The 12,376-nt window shown below is 47.3% G+C and carries 10 protein-coding genes; 4 read left to right on the forward strand and 6 right to left on the reverse strand.

Annotated features, from left to right (window positions below):
• The first annotated feature begins 136 nt into the window (after window positions 1-136).
• Window positions 137-1,378 carry a GlxA family transcriptional regulator gene (locus ACFOET_RS02375; protein ID WP_379019182.1) on the forward strand — a complete coding sequence of 414 codons (1,242 nt, stop codon included), beginning with the start codon at window positions 137-139 and terminating at the stop codon, window positions 1,376-1,378.
• Here the strand turns inward: ACFOET_RS02375 and ACFOET_RS02380 are convergent.
• The 6 genes from ACFOET_RS02380 to ACFOET_RS02405 form a co-directional block, all read right to left on the reverse strand.
• The gene (locus ACFOET_RS02380) at window positions 1,275-2,240 is read right to left on the reverse strand and encodes a hypothetical protein (RefSeq protein ID WP_379019184.1); all 966 of its coding nucleotides are present in this window, start codon (window positions 2,238-2,240) and stop codon (window positions 1,275-1,277) included. The genes ACFOET_RS02375 and ACFOET_RS02380 overlap by 104 nt on opposite strands.
• A 47-nt stretch (window positions 2,241-2,287) precedes the next feature.
• Window positions 2,288-3,229 (reverse strand): hypothetical protein, encoded by a 942-nt coding sequence (locus ACFOET_RS02385; protein ID WP_379019186.1) that lies wholly within the window; start codon window positions 3,227-3,229, stop codon window positions 2,288-2,290.
• A 23-nt stretch (window positions 3,230-3,252) separates the two neighbouring features.
• Window positions 3,253-3,930, reverse strand: a complete 678-nt coding sequence (locus tag ACFOET_RS02390; protein ID WP_379019188.1) for a TetR/AcrR family transcriptional regulator — start codon at window positions 3,928-3,930, stop codon at window positions 3,253-3,255.
• A gap of 189 nt (window positions 3,931-4,119) precedes the next feature.
• Complete coding sequence (locus ACFOET_RS02395) at window positions 4,120-4,854, reverse strand: NAD(P)H-binding protein (protein ID WP_379019190.1); 735 nt, start codon at window positions 4,852-4,854, stop codon at window positions 4,120-4,122.
• A 19-nt stretch (window positions 4,855-4,873) separates the two neighbouring features.
• The gene (locus ACFOET_RS02400) at window positions 4,874-5,272 is read right to left on the reverse strand and encodes a DUF6326 family protein (RefSeq protein ID WP_379019192.1); all 399 of its coding nucleotides are present in this window, start codon (window positions 5,270-5,272) and stop codon (window positions 4,874-4,876) included.
• A gap of 96 nt (window positions 5,273-5,368) precedes the next feature.
• Window positions 5,369-5,944: a Crp/Fnr family transcriptional regulator gene (locus ACFOET_RS02405; protein WP_379019194.1), complete on the reverse strand. Its 576-nt coding sequence runs from the start codon at window positions 5,942-5,944 to the stop codon at window positions 5,369-5,371.
• Window positions 5,945-6,754: 810 nt separating this feature from the next.
• On the opposite strand from ACFOET_RS02405, the gene ACFOET_RS02410 reads away from it, so the two are divergent.
• From ACFOET_RS02410 to ACFOET_RS02420, 3 genes are all read left to right on the forward strand, one after another.
• On the forward strand, window positions 6,755-7,345 hold the full coding sequence (locus ACFOET_RS02410) for a sigma-70 family RNA polymerase sigma factor (RefSeq protein WP_379019196.1): 591 nt from the start codon (window positions 6,755-6,757) through the stop codon (window positions 7,343-7,345).
• A gap of 142 nt (window positions 7,346-7,487) precedes the next feature.
• Window positions 7,488-8,702, forward strand: coding sequence for a FecR family protein (locus tag ACFOET_RS02415; protein ID WP_379019198.1), 1,215 nt, complete (start codon window positions 7,488-7,490; stop codon window positions 8,700-8,702).
• Window positions 8,703-8,905: 203 nt separating this feature from the next.
• A complete protein-coding gene (locus ACFOET_RS02420) occupies window positions 8,906-12,376 on the forward strand; it encodes a TonB-dependent receptor (RefSeq protein ID WP_379019200.1) in 3,471 nt (1,156 codons plus the stop codon).

A 12,376-nucleotide genomic window follows, 5' to 3' on the forward strand; every position in this document is an offset into this window, starting at 1 on the left:
CTCCTTACGACAATTTGGATTAATTTTGCATGTAAGGCCTCTATTTCGTACAAGGCAAATATGAATGAGATTTTGCTTGCTTAAAAGTGGCAAAGCAGACATATTGAATAGGTGATTTTGCCAAAAAGAATAAAATATGATTCGAACAGTTGTCGTATTCGTAAACGGGGGTACACCGACCACTGCGGTGACCCCTGTAGAAATTTTAAGCAGTGCTGGATATCTGTATGGACAGCTGAAAGGATCGAAGGGCAGGCGATACTTTGATGTTCTTACGGCGTCGCTGGATGGCCGAAAAGTCCAGACGCTTACCCCTATGCAACTGATACCGGACTACTCCATCGACGAGATTGAAACGGCTGATCTACTGGTCGTATCAGGCGGAGGAGGTAAGCTGGAGGATATTTGCAAGCAAAATGAGAAACTCATCCCGTTGTTGAGGCGGTTTTATGAACAAGGTACGGCCATGGCCGGGATCTGCTCAGGCGTATCATTGCTGGCCGAGTCCGGCCTTCTGGACGGCCGTCCGGCAACCACACACTGGGCCATTGTCAATGACTGCAAGAAGCGTTATCCGCAGGTAGACTGGCAACCGGAGCGATATGTGACGGAGTCAGGTAATATTTTTTGCAGCGGTGGTGTGTACAGCGGTGTGGATCTATGCCTCTATATCGTAGAGAAATACTGCGGTCATCAAATCGCCATGCAAACAGCTAAAGCGCTTCTGTTGCGTACTCCTCGCATCTGGCAAGCCGGATACACGGCAGAAGCCCCTAAGATTAACCATGAAGATGAGCAGGTTAGGAACGCACAGGAATGGATATTTAAAAATTTTAGGGAGCCAGTTGACGTATCTGTATTGGCTTCAAAAGTCAATATGAGCCCTCGTACATTTGCCCGCCGATTTAAAGCAGCAACCGGCGAAACACCCATCAACTATCTCCAGCGTGTACGGATTAATGCTGCAAGGCACCTAATCGAAAACGATCTGAAGTCAGTTTGGGAAATCAGCCGGAGTGTAGGATATGAAGACTTAAGTTTTTTTAATCGGCTTTTCAAGCGTTACACCGGCTTGTCGCCGAGTGTTTACCGGGAGCGTTTCTCTGCGGACTCCATGGAGAAGGTGAGCTATGGAAACAATGCTCATCATCATTGGGTCGATACACTTTGCTTTTTGTCGATGGGTGGCGCCCGGATTCGGGATCGGGTTGGTTCCCGTTTTTCGGTCCATACCGTTTCCTGCAGTTCCTATCGGGTGCCCTTATACTCGAAAACTATTCCAAAATCCCATCGGCAATTTTTAAATACCGGCGCTGTCCGTAGACACGCATGCTCTGAAATAACTCAACCTCTTCAACCTCCGGATGCGTTTCCTTAAATATGGCGGTAAAATCCTTTATCAGGAACAGTTCGTAATTTTCCACTGGAGAGGTATTCTGACGTATCTCCGCGCTTTTCGAACCAATGGACGATCTCAAGGCATTGGATTGAACGTTGGCCGCGCTGTTTTCCGGTTCACCGTTTTGGGACCACCGCAATAGCGACGAAAAGACGGTTTGATTGGGGGCAAAAAGGGCGTATTCGATGGGTTCATCCGAATCTTCGTAATCCAAACGTAACCTGTTCGGGCCGCCATAAGAAAATGTTAACGTGAATTTTCCGGATTTATGGACAGTGCCCCGTGCGGCCTCTTCTTCGTTTTTAAAAACCCAAAATTGGTTGTCGGCATTTTGCTGCAAGATCAGCACCTCCCGCGTTTCAAAACCAAAGAAACGTTGGGGCTCAGTCCTTACCTGTTCCCGGATGGCCTGAACGGTTTCATAATCTTCGTTTTTTATCATCGGGATAACATCACTGACTTCCAACGCCAAAAAAGGGTCGACGACATGAATGGTCAATTGGACCTCCTGCCCGCTTACTTCGTCTTTGACGGTAATAGCCGTTTTCCCTTTCTTCAGCCCGTTGACGTAAATCGAACCGGCTGGAAAATCGGTATTGGACACCATGGGCGAGATAAGATCTTCATCGAAGCCACTCAACGAATACTGTTGGTTTCCGCTGGCAACATGTACGTTCACATAATCCCCTTCGGGCACATAATAGGTTTCCTGTATAAATTGCAGGTCTTTGACTTCCAAAGTTTCTTCGTTTTTGCAGGACAGGATAAACAACGCAAAAAACAAGTATGATAACGCTATACGTTGGTAAGATGGTTGACGGCGTAGTGGTTTCAGTTTCATCGTCAAAATTTAATCTGGTTAATACTAAGATAAACGCGTTTGAAGGGCTATTTCAAGATGCCATCCCCGATTTTTAGGCCGGAATTATGACAATCCCGCCATAATTGTGCTTGGTGGTGTACATTGACATATTGCAGGTAATCGGGATAATCCGGTTTGAAATGAGGAGTGAGATCTATGTGGAAAGAGATAAACTGTTTAAAATAATCCGTGGGCAGGTTTTCGCCTGAGGGAGTATTCGTGTTTTCGATAAAATCGGTCAATGTTTGGATCGCATATTGACTGTTAGCACGTATAGGGAGGCTGATAGGTTCCCCGCCATCTTCGGGATGGAGTATCAATTGCCGTATTTCGCCCTCATCAAACGGCGAACTGTCATGCGTAACACCAAATTCATAAGTGCCAGCATATTTGACGTTGGAAGCATTCAGGGTTTTGCTTTCGGTGTTCAGATTTCCCGGATTGTCGAATACATAAAAACGTTGCTCGGCAATATGCTGTAAAACGAGGAATTCGCCCAATTGGAAAGGTCCAAAGGACTTAGCTTCCTTTCTAATCGCATCCTGGGTGTCTCCGGGCATACGCTGATCAACCAAGATACCCGGAATCGGCCCTCCGACCCTTATGACCAAAAACGGGTCGACTACGTGGATATGGAGCGTTTCCTGCCGACCGCTGACCTCATCGGTCACCGTGAGCTCGGTGCTTCCCTTTTTCAATCCCGAGACATAAATACGGGCGTCCACTGGCCAATGATCCAGATCAGTCCTGAGCTGGATCAGGGCATCGTCTGCAACGTCCAACGTATACTTATTATTACCTTGGTTAATGCGTATGAAAATCTCGCCTCCAGAAGGGACGAAATAGGTATCGGCTGCAAAGGTCAGATCGGCAATTTCAACGGGCTTTTCTTTTTTACAGGACAAAGCGATCAACGCCAAAAATACACAGGCTAGCGGGAGGCGCAGGTAACTGAATATGGGTTTCATTTATTAATGTTATCTGTTAAGTTTTATAAATCGGCTTTTTCAAATACATCATGGATGAGCATGTCCAACGCCTTCTTGATGCGTTCGATGCCCTGGGTTTGGGTGATGTCAATCCCGCAGAATGTACTGCCGTTTGACGCTGCGTGAAGTGCAAGATAATATAACCCTCCAACCTGCAAGGCCAGCACCGCTCTCAGGTCAATGCCTTTCAGCTCAAAATAGGGGTCAAGGTTCCGGAGCAAACGCTCGCCTGTTTCTTCTCGGCTATCCGCCAATTTGCGCAGTATTTCGTTTTTTTCGCCGATTTCCCAATGGATGATCTTTTGCAGGGACCTGTCCGCAAGGATAGCTTCAAACTGTCCGCGCAACAATGCAGCCATTTTACCGGCGTCTATAGGCTGCGGATCTTCGGACAATCGTTCGATTACAGCTTTTGCTTTCGTATTCCAGTAATCTTTCTGCCGGATATAGGTTTCAATCAAGTTGTCAAGGCTGCCGAAGTAGGTATACACCAGTTTCCTGTCCACCCCTGCTTTTTTACTGATGTTGGAGATGTTCAGTCTGGCATAGCCCTGTTTTTGGATCACCTCGCCCACGGCCATAATCAGCCTGTGCATGGTTCGCGACTTTTCCCTGAAGGGGCCGGAAGATACTTTTCGGGTCTTTGTTGCCTTCCCGTCGGTTTCTATTGATCTTTCCATGCTGATGAACGTTAACCATGCAAATCTAAACATTTTATTTCACATGTGTGAGATAAAATGTTGTTTTACCAATAGGAGATATTCAAAACATCAATTACTTTTCCAGCTCTGTAAAATTGGTGGACAGCTCATAGAGGAAATCCGGGACAACGGGCAGTATTATAAAAAAGTTGTCCATTCAGGGGTGTTTTATCCCACCTGTCCATTTTCATTGTAGATCACTGGCATTTGCCCTTTCCATGTATTCCATAGTTTGTCCTCCAATATAAGCCTCGCTATAGCGTGCGCCACATTGATACGGCTTGTTTTTCCCGGATTAAATATCGCGCTTCTTGTCGGTGATTGATGCAACGCATATTCAGATACCTCTTCTTCATTAATTAAAGTGTCCGGGCGGACGGCAACCCATTCAATGTGATCATTGTGCTGACCTATTTCTTTTCTTAAATAGTCCGCCGATTTTTCATTGTCGGGGTGTGGCGGAAGCAATAACCTCAATAGCCCGATTACAACGCTCTGCCCCATTGAGACAGGTTCATTCATATCCTTATTCCGGTTTCCTGCCGTGTTCATCAAAACAAATCGGATTGGTGTTTGGGGAGCGTTTTTGGTAATCGCTTTACATAGCAACGTTACAGTATCTGCGACAAGTTTTCTCGGCTTTCCGAAAATGCCTTTCCAGGTCAGGTTATGCCCAAGGCAAGAAGCCACGGAACCGCAATCCGACAACATTTCAGCCATTTCTTCTATGGTGATTTCCGTTATATGCTTATGGATAATCACCAAATGCTTATTATTATTCCAGTGGTCAGGTAAAATACTTGTTGGGCGGACGACTATTTTAATGTGTTGTCCTGCTGCCAGAAGCTGGTCTACTAAAAGCTTTCCCGTCGCCCCGCTGGCGCCGACTACCAATGTTTTCATCTTGTATACAATCACTTAGTTACTCAATTACTATTTCCACGTTTTTCCAGTTCCACGCCGTCCACACAATACCGATACACGTTGCAATCTCGATCATGCTGAAAAACCAATAGTGCAATGTGCTGTTCCCAACAGTCAAACTCCATAGTTGGGTAATGGCCAGCAGTACGCCGAATATTAGGTTTAATATCCGGTTTGATTTATAGTTCAATAAACGGGAAAGCAAGACCATCAGCATCGGGATTTCCATCATAAAAGCATACCCAAGGAGAAATTCTTGTGTTATCTGCATATCACCGACTTTACCGTCCAATAAGTTTTTAAGGTCTTCCGAGTACATGAGTGTAAATACATCGCAAAAGATGAAGTTCATTGTCAAAAATATCCACAGGGTGGAGAGCAATACCTTTTTGTCCATTTTTTCTTTTTACAAGGGTCATTCTTTTAGCCGTCGGAAAATTACGCAATGCCGATGGAACAAAATGTTCACTTAAGTTAAGAAATCCAGCGGTTATTAAATCTTTCTGGATATCCGGGCTCTGATCCGGCTTAGCGACTGGGGTGTAATCCCCAAAAAGCTGGCTATCTGGTGCTGCGGCACGCGCTGCAACAGGTCGGGACGGTCTCGGAGCAATTTCAGGTATCGCCGTTCAGGCGATGACGTCTTGAAATCGTCAAGTGTAAGTTGGCTTTTTGCAAGTTCTTGTTCGGAAAACATGCGGCAAAGCGTTTCAAACTTCGGGAATTTTTTGAATGTCTCGTATTCCATATCCGGTGTGGAGGCGGTGATGATCGTATCTTCGACAGCAGCGATGTAGTATGCGGATGGGCTACCGCTAACCACGCAATGCGGGGTAATGCCATCCATCTCGGTGTAGAAAGCCGTTGTTTTCTCGTCTCCGTCAATTATGTAATAGGTCCTCAGGCAGCCTTTTAAGACAAAGTAGCATTTGTTAGATTGCTGTCCTTCCTTGAGTAAAACCGTTCCCTTCTTTACCGACCGGAATACGTCGAAAGCGGTTATTGCTTTCTTTTCATCTTCCGTAAGGGAGACGAACTTTGAGATAAAGTTAAACAACAAGTCTTGCATCTCAGCCTATTATTTTACACCTGTCGCTACGTAGTGGCGCCGCTTGATGAAACCGTTTTTTTATTTTGATTCTGTGGAGTTAAAGGTAATGACTTATTCGCTTATTCACAGTCCGGATTAGGGAGGGGCTACACTCCATACCGGAACCTTGATTGTTTTAAAAGCATCGGAATTCCGTAGCTTCTGTTTTTTACTTAAATACGTATTGCTTCTTCATTGCCTTTGGCTATTGGCAGGGGAATTCCCTCTGCCTTTCAGCTACCGATTCCGGTCGGCAGGCTGCGCCAAACATTAGCGCATTACTGGGCAAGTATAGGCTGGAGTTTTTATCCCTTGATTCTGCCGTAGAAAGTGCTGCAAGTATCCCGCATCCGACAGCCCGACCGTCGTCCGTGAATGCGCCAACTGCATGAACAGGTATCCACAGTCTTTTTCACAAAAAAGTTCCCAAACCGCACTGCATCACGGACGGGTCAGCTGGCTGTCAGGCTGCTGTCGCCCTGCTGTCAAGCTGCTGTAAACACCCGGCTGACAGCCAGCCCACAGCAGGCAGCCAGCCCAGCCACGCGCAGCAGTCTCGGAGCGGTCAGGCAGCGGGTGCACAGCGTCAGGACCATCTGCCCCTTGCCGACCGCCGCAGCCTCCCTTTGGTTTAATTCCAGAAGACAGGTTTGGCTAAGCCCCTGATACTGACAACCTGGTCCAGTAGTCGGATGTAGCCGATTCATATATCTTAATGATATCTTAATAAAAGCATAATGTTCAACCAAAAGCGTTATCGCTAAGTTTGCCAAGCTGATACATTTAGGAATGGCAAAACGGGAAATAGACAGATATATCCAGCTTTGGCTGGCGGGCGATGAGCCGGCGTTCAAAAAGATTCTGGATTTCTATTACCGCCGGTTGTTGGCCGCTTCACTGAAAACCATCTCCAACCGCGAGGATGCTGAGGAACTGGTCATGAACGCGCTGGTAAAAATATGGCAACACAAACACCGCCTATCTGAGGTGCAGCAATTTGATGATTATCTGTTTGGCATCCTGCGACGGGAGACGGCCGCTCTCACCCGTAAGCAGGTATTGGAGACGGAAAATATCGACGCCCTTTCCTTAAACGAACTTGGAAGTGCTGACCATCCGGAATTCACTATTAAAGAGATCCAATCCTTATACCAGTCAGCACTCCAAAAACTCACCCCAAAACAAAAGGTAATATTCCTGTCCATCCGCGAACACGAGATGAGCCGAAGGGAAATTGCGGAAAAAAACGGCATGTCCATCCATACGGTCAATAACCACATGAACGCTGCTCTGAAAGTCATTAGGCGAGAAATGACAGAATACCCCGACGCCCTGATCAGCATTTTGCTGGCCAGCCCGTTCACACTTTCTTTTTTGTAATGCCGTTTCTTTGGGGATGTCGCCTCGGTTACACCCAATATTAACAAATCATGAAATCTGCTTTTTTATCTGATTAGAAATCACGCTTCCAGCATTCTTTATTATAGGGGGCAGGATGTAGCCGCCTTATGAAAAAGGAAAAATGGAGCGACCATCGAGAGACACAATGATCAGGTACTTCCGGGGACAATGCCAGCCGCATGAAATCCGATTGGTGAAATTGTACCGGGCAATGGACATTGATCACGAATTCGTGGAATCTTGTTTAAAAGAAGCATGGCTTACTGATCAAGCGGACAACGAGACAGGAATAGACGAAGCCGATGTGAAAGCGTTCAGCGAACGTTTTTTTAAACGGCAACGCACGCTAATACAACTGACCCCACTTGATCGCCAGATCGCTGACCGCAGGTTTCGGCTTTCGGTATGGATGAAAGCAGCAGTTGCGGTGATACTGGTCGTATCTGCGATGTTATTGATTTATAACATCCAATTGGGGCCTGCCGGAAAACATTTCGTGAAGCAGGAAAACAACATGCTCCCTGGAGCGGACAAAGCTTCGTTAACCTTGGCTGACGGATCTACCATTTCGTTGTCAGAGGCTGCTAATGGAAAAATTGTCGAGCAGGCGGGAATCCGTGTGGAAAAAAGCATGGAAGGCGAAATCGTGTACCGGGCCGATAGCGAGGTAGGCACCCCTGTCAATGCCTTCAACAGCGTAGTTACGCCCAACGGTGGGCAATATCGCATCGTCCTTCCCGATGGGTCGAAAGTCTGGCTGAATGCGGCATCGTCACTCACTTATCCGGTGCCTTTTTCCGACGAAGAAAGACGCGTAACGATGACAGGGGAAGCTTATTTCGAAATCGTGAAGTGGAGTGGCCCTGACGGGAAGAAATCCGTTCCATTCATCGTGGACATCGATAAACAGCGAGTGGAGGTTCTGGGAACGAAATTTAACATCAATGCCTACGAAGACGAGACGGCCATAGAAACCTCCCTGATCGAAGGAAGCGTCCGGGTAACATCGTCCATAAACAACAAGGCCGTCATGCTTTCACCAGGACAAAAGTCGGTTTTGGATGAGGCTCTTGTTGTTGAAACGGCTGACATACAAAAGCAGCTTGCATGGACAACCGGCAGGTTCATTTTTAAGGAAGAGTTTCTTGGTAATGTCATGAGGCAGATATCCCGATGGTACGATATCGACATCGTATGCCCACCGCATCTGGAACGCAGGCAGTTAACAGGGATCGTTTCCCGGTCCACGCCGATCGAGGCATTGGTGGAAACCATCGAATCAACCAGTAGCGTTAAGATAACCCGTAACGGAAGGAGGTGGATAGTGAGCGAATAATACAAGACCTTCTATTGGCTTGACAAAAAAGGCCAAAGGTGCTGGAACACCTTTGGCAAACCCGTTAAGCTTATCCTCAGATGCCTGATTAACACATTAGATAATTTAACTTAAACAAAAGTATGAAATATTCATTTGAATATTCTCGATACCCATTAAAGAGCAATAAAATACACCGAAATTTTCTTCAAATCATGCGTGTTATGAAAGTCACCATGGTATTAGTAACCTGCCTGCTGGTACAGGTGAGTGCCCACACCTATGCACAGCGGGTCACGTTGAATAAGAAAAACAGTAGTATATATGCCGTTCTGGAAGAAATTCAGAAACAGACCAACTATAATTTTCTCTATGATCCGACGATTTTGGATAAGCTGAATCCGATAACGGTGACTGTTGAAAACGCGACGTTGGATCAGGTATTGAATGAGTGTTTTAAAAACCAACCCTATGATTGGGCGGTCCACCACGGTTTTGTTACGATCTCAAAGAAACCCGAGAGCAACCGATTGCCCCGAGCGCAGCAACAGCTCCGGATCACCGGCCGTGTAGTCACTGCTTCGGACAACCGGCCGTTGTCGGGAGTGTCTATCCGCGTAAAGGGTACACAAACGGCATCATCCTCCGATGCGAACGGAAATTTCAGTATCACGGTGCCTCCAAGCGGCGCAACACTCGTTTTTACGTTTCTCGGTATGGACACCCAGGAAATAAGGGCCGGGTCGAATAATACCGTAATCAATGTTTGGATGCAACAGGCTACTTCTGAACTGGAAGAGGTAGCCGTTACCGTGCAGGCCCGGCGCCGCGCTAATACCGAAATCGCCGTACTGGACGAAAGACGCAAGGCGTCCATCGTACAGGATGCCATTTCTGCCCAGCAAATCGAACGGACCGGTAGTATAACAACGACGCAAGCCTTGCAGCGGGTATCCGGTGTGACCGTAACCGATGATAAATACGTAGCCGTTCGCGGATTGGGCGACCGCTCCGTAATCGGGCAGCTCAACGGTGTGCGCCTGGCATCGTCCGATCCGGATCGCAGTACGATTCCATTGGACCTTATCCCCGCTTCTTTATTGGATAACATTACGATATTTAAAACAGTGACACCCGACAAACCAGCGGATGCCGCATCGGGGATTGTGGAACTGAAGACCAAATCCATCCCCGACAGCATGACCTTCGAGGTCATTGCCCAGTCTGGGTTCAACTCCAATATCGGTATGGGCGGCAACTACAATAGCTTTTGGAACAGCGATATGGGCTTTTTAGGGACAAAGATCAACGATAAAAACCTATCTTCCGATTTCCTGAATCTCGGACAGCAATATCCCGACGGTCTGTATTCGATTCAACGATTGATTGCCAACAGCGGCTATACGCCGGAATTGCAACAAGAAGCGAATCGCATCAATGGAATCATGCGTGATTTCGATCCGGTACTGACCACCCAAGGGCAGACTGCCCCATTGAACCAAATATACTCCGCTACGTTCGGAAATAGCTATAACGTGTTTAATAAACATAAAATAGGCGTAATCCTGGGCGGAAACTACTACCGCAGAGCAACCAACATTTATGATGGAGACCTGACCCAATGGAGCATCTACCAAGGCGTGCTGTCGGGAAGTCCCTATATTTATAGTGAACGGAATGTTCCCAACTTTATCACGACCAACCGGCTTGGGTTGGGGCGGTATCAGACTTATAAAGAACACACTGGCACGGAGAACCTCAATTATGGGTTACTTGGCGGTTTGGCTTACCGCTTCAACACGCGTCATGAGGTCAGTTTTCAATATTTGGGAAGCTGGGGTGGAGAAACCAGGGCAAGCAATCTGGCCGGTCGATACCAATATACAGGCATGCCCGGACAGGTGAATAGTACCACGCATTCATTGCGGCAAAGTTACCGTACTTTGCAGACCTTTAACCTACAGGGAGAACACAAGCTATGGAACAGCCCCATGGCACCTGCGCTAAGCTACAACCTATCTACATCATCATCCAGCCACAACGACCCGGATTACCGCTTTGCGAACCTAATCGACTATGCGCCGACGCGTCCGACGCTTTACTACAGACAAACAATGTCCGGTTCCGAACCAGAGTACGTAAATCGTCACTATGCACTGGGCTCCGGCTATGTCTATGGATTTGGTCCCTTTGGCGTAATGCAGGCCGATCCCAACGGGCGCCGTTGGCGAAACCTCAACGAGGACATCTATAATTACAAGGCGGACCTGAGCGTGCCGTTTGAACTGTTTGGCAACAAGCAGGAATTTAAGACCGGGTTCAACTACCTGAACCGCGACCGTACCTTCGGCGAAAATGTGCTTTTCCTGCCAGGGTCCAATTTTCTGCAAAATTCGCTGTCGGACCAAAGCGGCAGCACTAACCCGACCATGTATTCGACGGCACCGCTCTATGACGTGGACGGAGATCTGAACCGACTGGTGAGTCCCGAAATTGTGGGCATCCGCCCGCGAACCAGTAATATTGGCGAAGGAGACTTCCAAGTAGGTGGTTTCCTGTACAACATTCAAAAGTCTCCTAACAATTATCAGGGTTTCTTTCAAACCAATGCGTTCTATGGTATGCTGGATTTGAAGATCACGGAAGATTTCCGTTTGGCAGGTGGTGTGCGCTTTGAACGTACCAACGTGCAGTCGCAGGTAGATACGTCCAACTTATACCTAGATCCATCCCTGCTTCGTGCCAACGCGCAGGGCGAATTGTTGCTCAACCCTATTAAACCCAATTCGGTATACAAACAGGGATACAAACCCTTTTATTCAGTCAATGCTACTTACACGCTCAATGAATTGATGAATTTTAGGGCGGCTTTCAATACAACCTTGGCACGGCCCGAACTCCGGGAGATTACGAACGTGTTTGAGTTTGATGCCTTTCAAATGGGCTTGGTTGTTGGAAACCCGAACCTCATCAACCAAAATACCATCAACCTCGACTTTCGCTGGGAATGGTTTCCCAACCCGGGAGAGGTCATCGCCGTATCAGCTTTCGGTAAACAATTGAAAAATCAATTGGTCAAGGTGTACAGCCTGCGCACCGAAGGGCTTGCGGCTACCTTTCCCGAATATCCGGTCATTGCCTACCAAAATGATCCAAATACGGGTCGGGTGTGGGGACTGGAGCTGGAGTTGGTGAAAGATCTGGGCACTATATGGGAACGGGCGCAAGGCTTTTTTATAGGCTCTAACATGCTGATTGCGCAAAGTGAGGTCAAAAAGACGCCGGAGCGGCTGGCCGCCAACTGGAGTGTGGACCGCAATGCGCCGGAGAATAGCCCTTTATTTGAACAGGCTCCTTATAGCATCAACGCTTGGTTGAATTACGAAAACAAGAAGTCCGGAACCGATCTGACAGCGACGTTCAATGTGGTCGGCGAGCGCTTGGTGCAGATAAACCTGACTGGCGAGCCGGATCTCTACAGCCGACCAGTGCCCATGTTGGATTTTGTGTTCACCCAACGCTTGAGCCGTCATCTGACCTTGAAGGGTTTTGCCAAGAATATCCTGAATCCGGACATTAAAACAGTATATGCCAATCCAAGCACCGGAGGCAAATGGTATGGTAATGAATACGTCAATCGCGCCTTTAGACAAGGCAGTGAATTCACATTGGGTTTAAGTTATAATCTGTTTTAG

Origin of the sequence: Parapedobacter deserti, assembly GCF_042646065.1 — a bacterium.
GTDB classification, from domain to species: Bacteria; Bacteroidota; Bacteroidia; order Sphingobacteriales; family Sphingobacteriaceae; genus Parapedobacter; species Parapedobacter deserti.

Excerpts from the sequence above, each read along its gene's own strand:
- ACFOET_RS02400 (WP_379019192.1), bottom strand. The coding sequence starts at position 5,272 with ATGGACAAAAAGGTATTGCTCTCCACCCTGTGGATATTTTTGACAATG.
- ACFOET_RS02385 (WP_379019186.1), bottom strand. The coding sequence starts at position 3,229 with ATGAAACCCATATTCAGTTACCTGCGCCTCCCGCTAGCCTGTGTATTT.
- ACFOET_RS02390 (WP_379019188.1), bottom strand. The coding sequence starts at position 3,930 with ATGGAAAGATCAATAGAAACCGACGGGAAGGCAACAAAGACCCGAAAA.
- ACFOET_RS02405 (WP_379019194.1), bottom strand. The coding sequence starts at position 5,944 with ATGCAAGACTTGTTGTTTAACTTTATCTCAAAGTTCGTCTCCCTTACG.
- ACFOET_RS02375 (WP_379019182.1), top strand. The coding sequence starts at position 137 with ATGATTCGAACAGTTGTCGTATTCGTAAACGGGGGTACACCGACCACT.
- ACFOET_RS02410 (WP_379019196.1), top strand. The coding sequence starts at position 6,755 with ATGGCAAAACGGGAAATAGACAGATATATCCAGCTTTGGCTGGCGGGC.
- ACFOET_RS02395 (WP_379019190.1), bottom strand. The coding sequence starts at position 4,854 with ATGAAAACATTGGTAGTCGGCGCCAGCGGGGCGACGGGAAAGCTTTTA.
- ACFOET_RS02420 (WP_379019200.1), top strand. The coding sequence starts at position 8,906 with ATGAAAGTCACCATGGTATTAGTAACCTGCCTGCTGGTACAGGTGAGT.
- ACFOET_RS02415 (WP_379019198.1), top strand. The coding sequence starts at position 7,488 with ATGGAGCGACCATCGAGAGACACAATGATCAGGTACTTCCGGGGACAA.
- ACFOET_RS02380 (WP_379019184.1), bottom strand. The coding sequence starts at position 2,240 with ATGAAACTGAAACCACTACGCCGTCAACCATCTTACCAACGTATAGCG.